This window comes from Salipiger bermudensis HTCC2601 (genome assembly GCF_000153725.1).
In the GTDB taxonomy this organism is placed as follows: Bacteria; Pseudomonadota; Alphaproteobacteria; order Rhodobacterales; family Rhodobacteraceae; genus Salipiger; species Salipiger bermudensis.
This window is the reverse complement of record NZ_DS022279.1, coordinates 7,501-21,925: the sequence shown is the minus strand read 5'-3', so window position 1 is coordinate 21,925 and position 14,425 is coordinate 7,501. Positions and strand designations below refer to the sequence as shown.

Below are 14,425 nucleotides of genomic sequence, written 5' to 3'. Positions count from 1 at the left end.
CCATGACCGTCATGGACCATCCCACTGCCAACACCACTGGCGCCCATGTCATGGCCGCTGCCCTCGCGCGGCACGGCGTGACCGAGATCTTCGGGCAGTCGCTGCCCTCGGCGCTGATCCTTGCCGCGCCGCATTACGGCATCCGTCAGGTGGGTTATCGTACCGAGAACGGTGGCGCCGCGATGGCCGATGCCTATGCGCGGGTGTCGGGCCGGGTGCCTGTGGTGACGGCGCAGAACGGCCCGGCGGCAACGCTGCTGGTGCCGGGGCTGGCGGAGGCGCTCAAGGCTTCGGTGCCGGTCGTCGCGATCGTGCAGGACGTGCACCGCAAGTTCACCGACAAGAACGCCTTCCAGGAGATGGACCATGTCGCGCTGTTCGGCGGGGTCTCGAAATGGGTGCGCCGGGTCGCGGATGTGGAGCGCATCGACGACTATATCGACATGGCCTTCACCGCCGCCGCCTCCGGGCGTCCGGGCCCGGCGGTGCTGCTGGTGCCGCTCGACGTGCTCGACGAGCGCCCGGAGCTGACGCCCGACGCGCCGCGCCGGCAGGCGGATCTGGGCCATTGGCCGCTCGACCGGATGGGGGCCGACCCGGACCGCGTGAGCGAGGCGGCAAAACTGCTTGCCGGGGCCGAACGCCCGGTGGTGGTTGCCGGCGGTGGGGTGCATGGGTCGCAGGCGATCGACGCACTTGGGCGCCTGCAGGAACTGGGTCTGCCCGTGGCGACCACGGTGATGGGCAAGGGCGCGGTGGCCGAGACGCACCCGCTGTCTGTGGGCGTGGTGGGCTATTTCATGGCTCCGGGCGCGCGCGCCGCGCATCAGCGCGAGCTGATCGCGGAAGCGGACGTGGTGCTGCTGATCGGCAATCGCACCAACCAGAACGGCACCGACAGCTGGTCGCTCTATCCCGAGGGCGCGCGCTACATCCATATCGACATCGACGGTGGCGAGATCGGGCGCAACTACGAGGCGCTGCGGCTCAAGGGCGACGCGCGGCTGGTGCTGAGCCAGCTCTGCGAGGCGCTCGAGGCGCAGGACCTCTCGGCGATCCACACCCGCCGCCCGGCCCTCGAGACACGCATCGGGGAGGGCCGCGCCGCGCATGAGCGCGAGATCGAGGGCCTGATCGACTGGGACGCGGCGCCGATCCGGCCCGAGCGCCTGATGCGCGATCTCGACACGGTGCTGCCAGAGGACGCGGTGACCGTGGCCGATGCGAGCTATTCCTCGATCTGGATCGCCAACGGGCTCACCGCGCGCCGTGCCGGCCAGCGCTTTCTGACCCCGCGCGGTCTGGCGGGGCTGGGCTGGGGGCTGCCCTTCGCGCTCGGCGCCAAGGCGGCGCGGCCCGAGGCGCCGGTGGTGTGCCTGACCGGCGACGGCGGCTTCGGTCACGTCTGGGGCGAGCTCGAGACCGCGCGGCGGATGAAGCTGCCGGTGGTGGTCATCGTGCTCAACAACCAGATCCTCGGCTACCAGAAACATGCCGAGCTCAGCCTCTTCGGCGATTACACCGATGTGGTGCATTTCACCGCCGTGGATCACGCCGCGATCGCGCGTGCCGTGGGCTGCGAAGGCATCCGGGTGGAGACGCCCGAGCAGTTCCTGCCGGCGCTGGAGGAGGCGCTCGGCAAGGCGGAGGTCACCGTGATCGACGTGGTCACCGACGAGAAGGCGCACCCGCCAATCACCGTTTTTCAAGGCAAGGAGGCGCTCGACTACTGAGTGTCTGAACCGGGCTGGAGGGCCCGACATCAGGGAGGAAGACTTATGACACTGAAGACATTGCTCACCGCGACCGCGGTTTCGGCACTGGTCGCCGGCGCGGCGCAGGCCGAAGTGAAATTCGGCGCGCTCTACCCGTTCTCGGGGGGCCTTGCCCTGCTTGGCGAAGAGAGCTTTCGGGGCGTCGAGCTGGCGGTCGATGAGATCAACGCCGCAGGCGGCATCCAGGGCGAGCAGATCGAGCTGGTGCGGGGCGACGCGGTCGACAACAACCAGGCCATCGGCGAGGCCCGCCGCCTGATCAGCCGCGAAGATGTGAAGGCGATCCTTGGCACCTATTCCTCGTCCCGCTCGATCGCGGCGAGCCAGGTCGCCGAGCTTTCGGGGATCCCGTATTTCGAGCTTGGCGCGGTGGCCGACGAGGTCACGGGCCGCGATCTGCAATACCTCTTCCGCACCAACCCGACCGCCGAGACCATGGGCATCATGACCATCGACATGATCCTCGACGAGATCGCGCCGGGGCTCGGTGTCGAAGCCTCGGATCTGGTGATCGGCGTGATCCACGAGGACAGCGCCTATGGCACCTCGGTGGCGGGCCACCAGGAGGAGTACGGTGCCGAGAAGGGGCTCAACATCGTCACCGTGCAGGGCTACCCGAGCTCGACCGTGGACATGTCCTCGCTGGTGCTCGACCTCAAGGATCGCAGCGTGAACATCGTGCTGCAGACCTCGTACCAGAACGACTCCGTGCTGTTCCTGAACCAGTCGGCCGAGGCCGGGTTCGAGCCCGACGCCATCATCGGTGGTGGCGGCGGCTACTCGCTGACCGCGACCGAAGAGGCCGTGGGCGCGCTGATGGAGGGCGTGCTGGATGTCGATTTCACCCAGTATGCCGTGAACACCGAGTTCACGCCGGGGCTCGAGGATTTCCTCGTCGCCTACCAGAACAAGTACGGCGAGGAGCCGCGCTCGGGTCATTCGCTGAACAACTACGTGGGCGCAATGGCGGTGCTCGAGGGCATTGGCGCCGGCGAGGGCTTCGAGCCCGACCAGATCGTCGCGGCGGTGAAGGCCATCGACATCCCGGCGGGCGAGACCGCGGCAGGCTACGGCGTGCACTTCGGCGACCAGAACCAGAACGACCGCGCGATGATGATGGGTATGCAGTGGCAGGGCGGCAAGCTCGTCACCGTCTATCCGCGTGATGCCGCGGTGGCCGAGTTCCAGATCGGCGACTGACGCCACCGGGCCGGGCCGCGCATGAGCGTCGTGGCCCGGCGTGACCTTCCTCCGGAGACGCGCGAGACATGGACACCTTTCTTCAGATTGTCGCCAACGGGCTGATGCTCGGCGGGCTCTTCGCCATCGTGGCGGTTGGGCTCACCCTGATCTTCGGCATCGTCAAGGTGATCAACTTCGCCCACGGCGAGTTCCTCATGGTCGGGATGTACCTGACCTTCCTGCTGAGCACGGGCATGGACGTGCATCCCTACCTGACCGCCGCGGCGGTGGCCCCGGCGCTCTTCGTGCTGGGGGCGCTGACCCAGCGCCTGCTGATCCAGCCGCTGATGTCGGCGCGCGACGAGCACGTGCAGATCTTTGCCACGGTGGGTCTGTCGACGGCGCTGATGAACCTCGCGTTGCTGGTCTTTGGCGCCGACATCGCCAATACCCCGGCGCATGGGGTGCGCTCTCAGGTGATGCTGGGCGAGGTGCGCATCCTGACCGGGCAGCTCTGGGTGTTCGGCGCGGCGATCCTGCTGGTCATCGGACTGCAGCTCTTCATGAAGAAGACCCGCACCGGTCGCGCCATCCGCGCCACGGCGCAGAACCGCGCCGCCGCCCGTCTCATGGGGATCAACGACAAGTTCATCTACATCCTGACCTTTGGTCTGGGCGCCGCCTGCGTGGGTCTCGGATCGTCGCTGATCGCCCCGCTCTACCCGACCTCGCCGACCATCGGCACCTATTTCGTGCTGATCGCCTTCGTCTGCGTGGTGCTGGGCGGGCTGGGCTCGATCCCGGGCGCCTTCTTCGGCGCGCTGGTGATCGGCCTCGTGGATGCGCTGTCGGGCTTCTACATCGGCTCCGACCTGCGCGAGGCGGTGGTGTTCACGATCTTCCTGCTGATCCTCATCCTGAAACCGTCGGGCCTGTTCGGGACCCGCATGAACCTGAGCCACGTATCGCCATGACCGACACGACCTCCATGACCCAAGCCTCCGGCGGAGGCCTCTCCGCCCAGAAACTGGGCCTGATCGCGGTGGCCGTGCTGCTTGCCGGACTGATCGCGGTGCCCGTCGCGGTGGGCGACGAGTTCGTCTACCACATCTTCATCACCATCTGCCTCTTCGCGGCGCTGTCGACCGCGTGGAACATCGTCGGCGGCTATGCCGGGCAGTTGTCGCTCGGTCACGCGATCTTCTACGGCATCGGCGGCTACGCCGGGGTGATCCTCGTCAATCTCGGCATCTCGCCGTGGTTCGGCATGTTCGCAGGCGCCGCCGTTGCTGTGGTCGCCGCCATCGTGGTGTCATGGCCCTGCTTCCGCCTGCACGGGCCGTTCTTTGCCCTTGCCACCATCGCCTTTCTCGAGGTGTTCCGCGTGCTCGCGCTGCATTTCCGCGAGCTGACCGGCGGCGCCACGGGCCTGATGATCCAGCTCAATATCGGCTGGGAGTGGATGGTCTTCCGCGAGCGCCTGCCGGCGCTGCTGATCGCCTTCGGCATGCTGCTGGTCTGCCTCGCCGTGGCCTGGGCGATCCGCTCGCACCGGCTTGGCTTCTATCTCGTGGCCACCCGCGAGCGCGAGAGCGCGGCCAAGGCGGCGGGGGTCGGCACCGTCAAGGTGCGGCTGATGGCGGTGAGCATCTCGGCGGCGCTGTCGGCCATGGTGGGCACGTTCCACGCCATGTACCTGACCTTCATCGAGCCGGAGTCGATGTTCTCGCTGCAGTTCTCGATCCAGATCGCCATGTTCGCGCTGATCGGCGGCATCGGCACCGTCTGGGGGCCGCTGTTGGGCGCGGTCCTGCTGGTGCCGATCACCGAGTTCGCGCGTGGCGCGCTTGGCTCCGAGGCCATCGGCCTGCACGGCTTCGTCTACGGCGTGGTGCTGATGCTGGTGGTGCTGTTTCTGCCCAACGGCATCATGGGCGTGGTGCATCGCTTCACCTCCGGCTCGGAGAAGACCGAGGGCGAGCAGGCCGCGCCGGTCGCCGCCGCGCCGCGCTCGGCGGTGCCGCACGAGGCGGGCCGCGAGGTGATGCGCGTCGAGGGGCTGCAAAAGCACTTCGGCGGCCTGCACGTGACCAATGACGTGGGCTTCACCCTGCGCGAGGGCGAGATCCTCGGGGTGATCGGGCCGAACGGGGCCGGCAAGACCACGGTGTTCAACATGCTCTCGGGCTTCCTCAAGCCCGATGAGGGCCGGGTGTCGGTGCTGTCGCCCTCGGGCGAGTGGCAGGAGCCTGCGACGCCGGCGGATTTCGCCACGCTCGGGGTCGGGCGGACCTTCCAGATCGTGCAGCCCTTCGCGGCGATGACCGTGGAAGAGAACATCATGGTCGGCGCCTTCCACCGCCACCCGCACGTGGGCGACGCCCGCGAGGCGGCGCGCGAGACGGCGCACCGGATGGGCCTTGGTCCGTATCTCAACGCCGAAGCCGCGAGCCTGACCATCGGCGGGCTGAAACGGCTCGAGGTGGCGCGCGTCATGGCGATGGAGCCGCGCATCCTGCTGCTCGACGAGGTCATGGCGGGCATCAACCAGACCGACGTGCGCCGCGCCGTCGACCTGATGCTCTCGATCCGCGACACCGGCGTCAGCATCATCGCCATCGAGCACGTGATGCAGGCGGTGATGTCGCTGTCGGACCGGGTCATCGTCATCAACTCGGGCCAGATCATCGCCCAGGGCGACCCCCAGGAGGTGGTGCGCGACGAGCACGTGATCGAGGCCTATCTCGGGAAGGAGTTCACCCATGCTTGAGGTCAAGAACGTCGATGCGGGCTACGGCTCGACGGTGATCCTGCAGGATATCTCGCTGCACGTGGAGCCGGGCGAGGTGGTCACCATCGTGGGCGCCAACGGTGCCGGCAAGACCACGCTTCTGCGCACCATCTCGGGGCTGGTGAAGCCGCGCACCGGCGCGATTACCTTCGAGGGCAAGGACATCACCAAGCTCGAGGCGCATGACACGGTGGATCGGGGCATCACCCTGATCCCCGAGGGCCGGCAGCTCTTCCCGGACATGACGGTGCGCGACAACCTGTTGATGGGGGCCTATTGCCGCCACGCGCGCGACTACCAGGACGACACGCTGCACGAGGTGCTCGAGCTGTTCCCGCGTCTGCGTGAGCGGCTCGACCAGCACGCCTCTTCGCTGTCGGGCGGCGAGCAGCAGATGGTGGCGATCGCGCGGGGCATGATGGCGCGTCCCAAGATCCTGATGTTCGACGAGCCCTCGCTGGGGCTGGCGCCGATCATCGTGTCTCAGGTCTTCGAGGTCATCGCGCAGGTGGCGGCGACCGGCACCACGGTGCTGATCGTCGAGCAGAACGTGTTCCACACGCTCAAGGCCGCGGACCGGGGCTATGTGCTCGAGAACGGGCGCATGGTGCTGAGCGACGACGCCGATGCGCTGCTGCAGAACGACCACGTCCGGCAAGCCTATCTGGGAATATGACGATGACTGTACGAGAGACGACCCTCGCGCAACACGAGACGCGGGACAGCCATGCCGGGCGGCGGGTGCTGGTCACCGGGGCGGCCAAGGGCATCGGGCTCGCCATGGCCGAGGCCTTCGCCCGGCGCGGCGCCACCGTGGGCGTGCTCGACATCGACGCGGGCGAGGTCGCGGCGGCCGTTTCCGGCCTGCCCGGGGCCAGCGTCGCGATGACCGGCGACGTGAGCGATTACGTCAGCCTAACGCGGGCCATCGCGCAGGCCGAGGCAGAGATGGGCGGCGCCTTCGACACGCTGATCAACAATGCCGGGATCTCGCCCAAGCACGCGGGCGTGGCCCACAAGGTCTGGGAGATGGACCCCGACGAATGGGCCCGCGTGGTGGACGTGAACCTGACCGGCTCGTTCAACTGCATCCGGGCGCTGACGCCCGCCATGGTCGAGGCCGGGCGGGGGTGGATCGTCAACACCTCCTCGGTGGCGGGCAAGACCTACTTTCCCATCGTCGCCTGCCACTACGCCGCGACGAAATCGGCGATCATCGGCTTCACCAAGCACCTCGCGGGCGAGCTTGGCCCGCACGGCATCCGCGTGAACGCGCTGGCACCGGGGCGGATCGCGACGCCGATGGTGGCGGGGGTGGCGGCCGAACTGAACGAGGCCGAGGTGCGCCGCACGCCGCTCGGCCGACTTGGCGAGCCCGCTGAGGTGGCCGACACGGCGCTCTGGCTGACTTCCTCGGAATCGAGCTTTGTCACCGGCCAGACGATCGACGTCGCCGGTGGCCTTTCCATGACCTGAAAGGACCGGCATGACCTTCATGAACGTTATCTGCGGCGCGCCGGCCGGCGCGTCCGAGAGCCGCGAGAACATCAACCCGTCCGACACCGGTGACATCGTCGGGGCCTTTGCCTGCGGACGGCGGCTCGAACTGGCGCAGCCGGGGTTCTACCTCGAGCCGGCGCTGTTCGCCGAGGCCGGAAACGACATGACAATCGCGCGCGAAGAGATCTTCGGCCCCGTGGCCTGCGTCATCCGCGTGCGCGACGACGAGGAGGCTTTGAGCGCCGCCAACGACACCGAGTTCGGCCTGTCTGCGGGCATCTGCACCACTTCGCTGAAGCACGCGTCGCATTTCCGCGCCAACGCCGAGGCAGGCATGGTAATGGTCAACCGGCCGACAGCCGGGGTCGATTACCACGTGCCGTTCGGAGGGCGCAAAGGCTCGAGCTACGGCGCGCGCGAGCAGGGCGCCTATGCCCGCGAGTTCTATACCACCGTCAAGACATCCTACATGCTGCCATGACCCAGATCACCGGACATACCCGCGTTTTCGGCATCCTCGCCGACCCGATCGCCCATGTGAAAACCCCGCAGGTCATGGCCGAGGTCTTTGCCCGCCACGGTGTCGACGGCGTGCTTGTGCCGATGCATGTGACGCCCGATCAGCTGCCGCAGGCGCTCGACGGGCTGAGAGCGATGCGCAACTTCGGCGGCTTCATTGCGACGATGCCGCACAAGGCCGCGATGCTGGGGCTGTGCGACGCCATCGAGGGCGACGCCGCCCGCATCGGCGCGGTGAACTGCGTGCGCCGGGAGGATGACGGGCGCCTGATCGGCGCGATGCTCGACGGGATCGGGTTTGTCGAGGGGGTGCGTCAGGCCGGGATCGATCCGGGCGGCACTCGGGTCCTGCTCGCCGGGGCAGGGGGCGCGGCCTCGGCCATCGCCTTTGCACTGGCAGAGGCGGGCGTCGCGGAGCTGACGATCCTCAATCGCACGGCCTCGAAGGCCGAGGACCTCGCGGAGCGGGTCTCGGAGGCCTACCCGGCCTGCCGCGCCGAGGGGTGCAGCGTGGTCGCCGATCTTGCCAGCTACGACATCGTCGCCAACGCCACCTCGCTCGGGCTGCGCGCGGGCGATCCGCTGCCGCTCTCGCCCGAGGGGCTGCACGCGGGCCAGATCGTCGCCGAGGCGATCATGGAGCCCGAGGTGACACCTCTCTTGGCCGAGGCCGCCGCGCGCGGGGCGCGCTGCCATCCCGGCCTGCCGATGCTGCACTGCCAGATCGAGCTGATGGCCCGGCACATGGGTGCGATTCCGGGCGAGGCGCTGACCGGCACCGCCGCGGCCGGGTCGGCCCAATGAGCGAGGCGTTCGACTTCATCATCATCGGCGGCGGCACCGCCGGCTGCGTGCTGGCGAACCGGCTGTCGGAGGATCCGCGCAACCGCGTGCTGCTGATCGAGGCCGGGCCGCGCCCGCTCAGCCCGTGGATCCCGATCCCGGCAGGCTTCTACAAGCTGCTCACCAACCCCAGGTTCAACTGGCGGTTCCAGTCGACCCCGGAACCCGCCACCGGGAATCGCGAGATCGCCATACCGCGCGGCAAGGGGCTTGGCGGCTCCACCCTGATCAATGGCATGATCTACGTCCGCGGCCAGCCGCAGGATTACGACGGCTGGGCGCAGTCCGGCTGCACCGGCTGGGGCTGGGATGCGGTCGAGCCGGTGTTTCGGCGTCTCGAGCGCTATGCCGGTCCCGATCCAGACGGCGCCCGTGGACGCGACGGGCCGCTCGACCTCTGCGAGGTGCAGGAGCGGCCGGCCATCGGTGAAGCGTTTCTTGCCGCCGCAGAGACTGCGGGGCATGTCCGCAACCCGGATTACAACGGCCGCCGGCAGGACGGGGTGGGCTGGTATCAGGTGAACCAGAGGGACGGCCGGAGGGTCAGCGCCTATGCCGCCTATCTCGCCCCGGCGCGCAACCGCCCGAACCTCGAAATCCGCACCGGGCAGCGGGTGACGAAGATCGAGATCGAGGATGGCCGTGCCAACGGTGTCCGGGTGCAGGGCGCCGGTGGCGAGAGCGCCCTCAAGGCGCGTCGCGAAGTGATCCTTAGCGCCGGCGCGGTACAGAGCCCGCATCTGCTCGAGCTTTCGGGCATCGGCGACCCTGAGCGGCTCTCGCGGCTGGGGATCGAGACACGGGTGGCGGCGCCACAGGTCGGCGAGAATTACTCGGACCATTTCTGCACGAGGATGAACTGGCGGGTGCGCCACCCCGAAACCCTCAACCAGCTCAGTCGCGGCCCGAAGCTTGTCCGCGAAGTTCTGCGCTACCTGCTGTTCCGGCGCGGCATCCTGACTTACGGGACCGGCCTTGCGCACGGGTTCATCCGCACCCGCGAGGGGCTGGCAGGGCCGGATGTGCAGTTCTTCTTCATGCACGCCAGCTACGCCAATGCCGCCGAGCGCAAGCTCGAGCGCGCGCCGGGAATGACGCTCGGGGTGACGCAGCTGCGCCCGGAAAGCCGGGGCTCGATCCATGCCGGCTCTCCCAGCATCGAGGACCAGCCCGAGATCCGGCCGAACTTCCTTGCCACCGACGAGGATCGGCGGGTGATGATCGACGGCATGATCGAGGGGCGCCGGATCATCGAGGCTGCGCCGATGGGAGACTGGCGCGATCACGAGATGTCGCCGGGCCCGGGCTGCACCTCGCGCGAGGACTGGCTGGCCTTTGCACGGCAGAACGGCCAGACGATCTACCACGCTGCGGGCACCTGCCGGATGGGACGCGATGCCGGGGCGGTGGTCGATCCGCAGTTGCGTCTGCGCGGCGTCGAAGGGCTGCGCGTGATCGACGCCTCGGTGATGCCGACACAGGTCTCGGGCAATTCCCAGGCCGCGGTCTTCATGCTGGCGGAGCGCGGTGCGGATTTCATCCTCGGGTCAGGACAGTGACGTGACGCTGGGCACTGTCAGCACTGGCAGATCGTCCGTGCCGCGCCCATGGCAGGCTCGCACCATCACCTAACCATTTGTTTCTAGATCGGAACCGCCCGCGATGATGGCGCGCGCAGGGGGGCTGCGTGAGCTGACGGGCGCGGCGGCCGCCCGCACGCCGGTCGCCCCTTTCCGACAGTGCGTGGAAAACAGTGGCGCCGGGAGAAGGGGTAATCCGGGCCGGGAAACTCACGCGCGCGCGGGCAGGGTCTGCCTCACCGCGGCCCTCGGACCTGTCGGCGCGGTGTCGCCGACCACGGGGGCGTCCCGTGACCCGGTGACACGCAGCTCTATCTCGAATGGCATCGGGGGGCGTTCTGCGACTGGCGAAGGGTCGGCTTGGCCAAAAGTGTTTCCGGATCGGGGCAGGGTGACGTTATGATTCTACGCGCGGGCCAGCGTGCTCTCCTCGGCCAGCGACCTCGTCGCGACCTTGTCCTTGTCGCGGGGAGGGCAACCGAAAGGGCAAGCGTGACGTTTGCCTCAAGGCCTGAGCCGGTGCAGCGCCCGTGGCCGTGCCGTCCGTGTCCGCCCGCAGGGCTGCCGCCCAAGCGCCTTACGACGTTCAGAGGTCACCCGGTTGCCTGCTGACCCTTTTCCGGGCTTCGCCCAAGGATCGAAAACATGGTTGCTTCACTGGCGTTTTTTGCTTTCGGGCTCGGCTATGCGCTGTTCTCCTTCGTCATCGCGGTGGTGTTTCGCGACGAGGTCCTGGCTGACATGTTGAGCACAACGACATCGGGGCCGGTTGCCACGCTGTGGTATGTCGCGGTCAGCGTGGTGCTGGTGCCGGTCTGGGCCGTCTGGGCGGAGTTGCGGCGGGGCAAGGATGTTCGCCGCGCGATCGGAAATGTCGCGCTGGTGGTCGCGGCCATCCTCGCCCTGCATCTGGGATTCACGTTGTTCAAGACCACCATGCCCGCGATCGTCCCTTACTACGCCGATCCGTACCTGGCGGCGTTCGATGCCTGGCTGCACGCCAATTCAGACCCCTGGGCCGTGATCAACAGGGTCGTAGGTCCGGAAACCATGCTGGGCCTTGCGCCACTTTACCACGGACCCTGGCTGATCGCCGCCTTCCTGTTTCCGGTGATCCTCGTCGCCTGCGACGACGACGAGGCGCGGATAAAGCGCTATTTCCTGCTCTACTGCGCGAGCTGGGTCGTCATCGGCAATGTGCTCGCCCTGGGTGGCATGTCGGTCGGGCCGGTCTTCTTCGATCGTTTCTATGACAGCAGCCGCTTCGGGCTGATGACGTTGACACATCGATTTGCCGGCGTGGAAAGCACGACGCTGGGCGCGCTGCAGGAGTATCTCTGGCAGATGTCCTCGGCAGGCCGCGAGAGCTTTGGGACCGGGATCTCCGCGTTTGCCTCGGTGCATGTCTCGGTCGCGACGGTCGTGGCGCTCTATTGTGGCGAGCGTTCGGCCCTGCTCGCGGTCCCTGCGGCGCTCCTCTGCGGTGCGATCCTTCTTCTGTCGATCTGGAGCGGCTATCACTACGCAGCGGATGGGTATGTGTCCGTCGGCGTCATGGCGCTGCTGTGGGCCTTCCTGCGCAGACGGTTCGAGCCGGCCGGTCTTCTTCCCGCGTTTCGCGGACGGGTTTCGGGCGATCTCTACAGGGCGAACAGGTGAGACACGTGACCGGGCATCCAGCCCGGCACGGCTCTGCAAACGGTCTTGCCCAAGATCAGGACCCGGAACCTTGACGCCCATCAGACGCGCCTCCCGCGGCCGATGCCCGCCACGCCAGCAGCGGGCTGGCCCGTCGGCAGGACCTCACGGCGGGCCAAGATGAAAAAAATCGGCAAACTCGCAAAAAACCTCTTGCGCCTCCGACGACCCGGATCTAAATAGCCCACCTCGGCGGCGCTCATGTGACGCCGGGAACGAGAACTTCGAGAGGTATGACGGGCGGCGCGCCGGAAGTTAGGGCGCACTGGTCTGGTTTTGTCTCTCACGCTGTTTGACATCGCTAATATCTGAAGAGATATGTGGGCGACCTTGGTTCATTCGATGGATCAAACGTCTGTATATCGCGCTCTTAGGGTTTCGGCTCGATGATAGAGTGTCAGCTTCACTGTTTGTACGGCTTCCGGACATTATGCGCAGCTGCGCATAAGATCGCTAATCGCGAGGACGCGATAATGCGAAGGAACGCGGCACCATCGCTATTTTTCGGGGATATCGGGGCTGCGTCCTTCACATTATTTCTCCTTCGGTTGGGGTCAGAGGGTATCGAGCCAGGCGAGCAGGTCCGCGTCACGTTTCCATCGCGCGGGTCGATTTCCTTCTGCCGGAACGCCGACCTGTTCGAGCGCCTTTCGCTTGGTTTCGAGATTGGCCTGAGCGTAGTGGTTGGTCGTGTCGAGGCTGACATGCCCCAGCCAGCTGCGGATGACGGTGATGTCGACGCCCGCCGCGACGAGGTGGACGGCCGTCGCGTGCCGGAAGCTGTGCGGCGTCACATGTTTCAAACGCAGCGAGGGCGTCGTTTTCGCCGCGGCCGCGACGTAGGCCGCCAGCTTGAACCGCACGCCCGAAGCTCCCAGTGGCTCGCCGTAGCGATTGACGAAGATGCGCTCATCCGGCGCGCGTGGCTGCCGCTCCAGCAGCTTCTTCATCAAAGCCACGGTTTCCGGCCAGAGCGGGCAGATGCGTTCCTTTCGCCCCTTGCCGTAAAGACGCACATAATACGGTGCTTCAAAACGGATCGCGCCGGGACACAGATCGAGCGCCTCCTGGATGCGCGCACCGCTATTATAGAGCAGCGACAGCAGCACATGGTCTCGCATCCCTTCAATGGTCGACCGGTCGGGCTGCGCGAGAATGGCCTCGACCTCCCCTGGCTCAAGGTAGCAGGGCGCGGCGGTAGGTTTCGCTTGAGCGGGATCGTGAGGACCTCGGCGCATTGGGCGATATATTCAGGGTCCTTGTCCGCCACGAAGCTGAAGAAGCTGCGGATCGCGGCAAGCCGACAATTGCGCGTGCCGATCGTGCCCTTGCGACCATGCTCGGCATGGGTAAGGAACGCGCGCACCTCGCTGGCGGAGACGTCGGCCAGCGTGATCCGTGCGACACCGCCGCCGTTTCGCTCCGCGACGAACCGGAGCAACATCCGCCAGGTGTCCCGATAGGACTTGATGGTATGGATCGAGGCGCTACGCTGTTCCGCCAGCCATTCCTGGAAGAAGGCCCGCAACAGTTCGGGGAAGGGATTTGTGGCTTTCATGACAGCGCCTCCCCGTTGAGACAGGGGGCGCCGACGGCGCGGAACCGCTCGCTGGCTTCCTGCAGAAGATCCTGCGTGACGGTGATGTAGACCAGCGTCGAGTTGATGTCCCGGTGACCCAGATAGGTCGAGAGGAAGTGCAGGCGGTCCTGCGGGTTGATGCCGATCCGGTACCATTGAAGGATCCGGTTCACGACCATCGAATGCCGCAGGTCATGCACACGTGGCCCCGTCCGTCCGGAGGGTGGCTTGAATCCGGCGCGGCGCATGACGTTGGTGATCATCGTGGTGACCGTCTCCGGAGTATGGTGGCCCTTGAAGTGGCCCTGCCAAAACAACCCCGATTGCTTGTCTTGTGGAGCACCTGCGCGCCGCCTCGCATCGAGATAGGCACGTAGTTCGGTCATGACGCTGTCCGACTGAGGCAGGATCCTGGTCTTGTAGAACTTCGTTTCCCGGACCGTGATCGTGCCGGATTGAAGGTCGACGTCGCCCAGATCGAGCCGCGCAATCTCACTACGTCGAAGCCCGGCGCAATAGGCAAGCAGGATCATGGTGTAGAGGGTCCACGGCCGCAGCGGGGCATGCGGCGACGGATAGGAACGGGCAACTTCGAGCATGTGCCGGATGTCAGCCGGGCTGAAGATATGCGGTTGCCGGTGCTCCCGAGCCACCTCTCGTTCCGGTCGCGGGTTGAAGCGTTTCGGCGGAATGTTCGGATCGAGCCGGTGCCGCGCCTTGGTCAGGATGCGCCCCAGCTTCTGGCATTCCGCCGCGTGATTGCGGGTGGACTTGGCCGCTGCCCAATGGGACAGCATCGTCTCGAGCGGCTCGTCCGCCAGTTCCGGATGAGCCTGCAGGAACCGGTCAAACCGCAGCAACCAGTGAGCCTGCGTCTCATACTGGTATCCCCGGTTTCGCATCAGCGCGACATGGTCACGCATGAAGTCGCCCAGAACGCTGCCGTAGGGCGCAGGCT

The 14,425-nt window shown here is 66.9% G+C and carries 11 protein-coding genes and 2 pseudogenes (1 of these 13 cut by a window edge); 10 read left to right on the top strand and 3 right to left on the bottom strand.

The window, feature by feature from the left end; all coding sequences use genetic code 11:
• Positions 1–2 precede the first annotated feature (2 nt).
• From R2601_RS24060 to R2601_RS24015, 10 genes and pseudogenes are all read left to right on the top strand, one after another.
• On the top strand, positions 3–1,733 hold the full coding sequence (locus R2601_RS24060; RefSeq protein ID WP_007803614.1) for an acetolactate synthase catalytic subunit: 1,731 nt from the start codon (positions 3–5) through the stop codon (positions 1,731–1,733).
• 45 nt (positions 1,734–1,778) lie between these two features.
• Complete coding sequence (locus R2601_RS24055; protein ID WP_007803613.1) at positions 1,779–2,975, top strand: ABC transporter substrate-binding protein; 1,197 nt, start codon at positions 1,779–1,781, stop codon at positions 2,973–2,975.
• Between the two features lie 68 nt (positions 2,976–3,043).
• Complete coding sequence (locus R2601_RS24050; protein WP_007803611.1) at positions 3,044–3,931, top strand: branched-chain amino acid ABC transporter permease; 888 nt, start codon at positions 3,044–3,046, stop codon at positions 3,929–3,931.
• Positions 3,928–5,727 carry a branched-chain amino acid ABC transporter ATP-binding protein/permease gene (locus R2601_RS24045; protein ID WP_007803610.1) on the top strand — a complete coding sequence of 600 codons (1,800 nt, stop codon included), beginning with the start codon at positions 3,928–3,930 and terminating at the stop codon, positions 5,725–5,727. Before R2601_RS24050 ends, R2601_RS24045 begins: the two co-directional genes overlap by 4 nt.
• Positions 5,720–6,424 carry an ABC transporter ATP-binding protein gene (locus R2601_RS24040; protein ID WP_007803609.1) on the top strand — a complete coding sequence of 235 codons (705 nt, stop codon included), beginning with the start codon at positions 5,720–5,722 and terminating at the stop codon, positions 6,422–6,424. The genes R2601_RS24045 and R2601_RS24040 overlap by 8 nt, the downstream gene beginning before the upstream one ends.
• A gap of 2 nt (positions 6,425–6,426) precedes the next feature.
• Positions 6,427–7,224, top strand: a complete 798-nt coding sequence (fabG, locus tag R2601_RS24035; protein WP_040546053.1) for a 3-oxoacyl-ACP reductase FabG — start codon at positions 6,427–6,429, stop codon at positions 7,222–7,224.
• A 115-nt stretch (positions 7,225–7,339) separates the two neighbouring features.
• Positions 7,340–7,729, top strand: a pseudogene (locus R2601_RS24030) (aldehyde dehydrogenase family protein); the annotation flags it as partial.
• Positions 7,726–8,571: a shikimate dehydrogenase family protein gene (locus R2601_RS24025; RefSeq protein WP_007803606.1), complete on the top strand. Its 846-nt coding sequence runs from the start codon at positions 7,726–7,728 to the stop codon at positions 8,569–8,571. The pseudogene R2601_RS24030 and the gene R2601_RS24025, both read left to right, overlap by 4 nt.
• Positions 8,568–10,169, top strand: coding sequence for a GMC family oxidoreductase (locus R2601_RS24020; protein ID WP_007803604.1), 1,602 nt, complete (start codon positions 8,568–8,570; stop codon positions 10,167–10,169). Before R2601_RS24025 ends, R2601_RS24020 begins: the two co-directional genes overlap by 4 nt.
• Positions 10,170–10,835: 666 nt before the next feature.
• Positions 10,836–11,849, top strand: coding sequence for a phosphatase PAP2 family protein (locus tag R2601_RS24015; protein WP_007803602.1), 1,014 nt, complete (start codon positions 10,836–10,838; stop codon positions 11,847–11,849).
• A 593-nt stretch (positions 11,850–12,442) separates the two neighbouring features.
• Here the strand turns inward: R2601_RS24015 and R2601_RS24010 are convergent.
• The 3 genes and pseudogenes from R2601_RS24010 to R2601_RS24005 form a co-directional block, all read right to left on the bottom strand.
• Complete coding sequence (locus tag R2601_RS24010) at positions 12,443–13,009, bottom strand: tyrosine-type recombinase/integrase (protein ID WP_375360184.1); 567 nt, start codon at positions 13,007–13,009, stop codon at positions 12,443–12,445.
• Positions 13,010–13,212: 203 nt separating this feature from the next.
• Positions 13,213–13,446, bottom strand: a pseudogene (locus R2601_RS27515) (site-specific integrase); the annotation flags it as partial.
• Positions 13,443–14,425: the 3' portion of a tyrosine-type recombinase/integrase gene (locus R2601_RS24005; protein WP_007803294.1), read on the bottom strand. It continues 373 nt past the right edge of the window; only the last 983 of its 1,356 coding nucleotides appear in the window; its start codon lies off the right edge, out of view; it ends in the stop codon at positions 13,443–13,445. The gene R2601_RS24005 and the pseudogene R2601_RS27515, both read right to left, overlap by 4 nt.

What these genes read in the sequence shown, in the direction of transcription:
- R2601_RS24060 (WP_007803614.1), top strand. Translation starts at nt 3, where the DNA reads ATGACCGTCATGGACCATCCCACTGCCAACACCACTGGCGCCCATGTC.
- R2601_RS24055 (WP_007803613.1), top strand. Translation starts at nt 1,779, where the DNA reads ATGACACTGAAGACATTGCTCACCGCGACCGCGGTTTCGGCACTGGTC.
- R2601_RS24050 (WP_007803611.1), top strand. Translation starts at nt 3,044, where the DNA reads ATGGACACCTTTCTTCAGATTGTCGCCAACGGGCTGATGCTCGGCGGG.
- R2601_RS24045 (WP_007803610.1), top strand. Translation starts at nt 3,928, where the DNA reads ATGACCGACACGACCTCCATGACCCAAGCCTCCGGCGGAGGCCTCTCC.
- R2601_RS24040 (WP_007803609.1), top strand. Translation starts at nt 5,720, where the DNA reads ATGCTTGAGGTCAAGAACGTCGATGCGGGCTACGGCTCGACGGTGATC.
- fabG (WP_040546053.1), top strand. Translation starts at nt 6,427, where the DNA reads ATGACTGTACGAGAGACGACCCTCGCGCAACACGAGACGCGGGACAGC.
- R2601_RS24025 (WP_007803606.1), top strand. Translation starts at nt 7,726, where the DNA reads ATGACCCAGATCACCGGACATACCCGCGTTTTCGGCATCCTCGCCGAC.
- R2601_RS24020 (WP_007803604.1), top strand. Translation starts at nt 8,568, where the DNA reads ATGAGCGAGGCGTTCGACTTCATCATCATCGGCGGCGGCACCGCCGGC.
- R2601_RS24015 (WP_007803602.1), top strand. Translation starts at nt 10,836, where the DNA reads ATGGTTGCTTCACTGGCGTTTTTTGCTTTCGGGCTCGGCTATGCGCTG.
- R2601_RS24010 (WP_375360184.1), bottom strand. Translation starts at nt 13,009, where the DNA reads ATGCGAGACCATGTGCTGCTGTCGCTGCTCTATAATAGCGGTGCGCGC.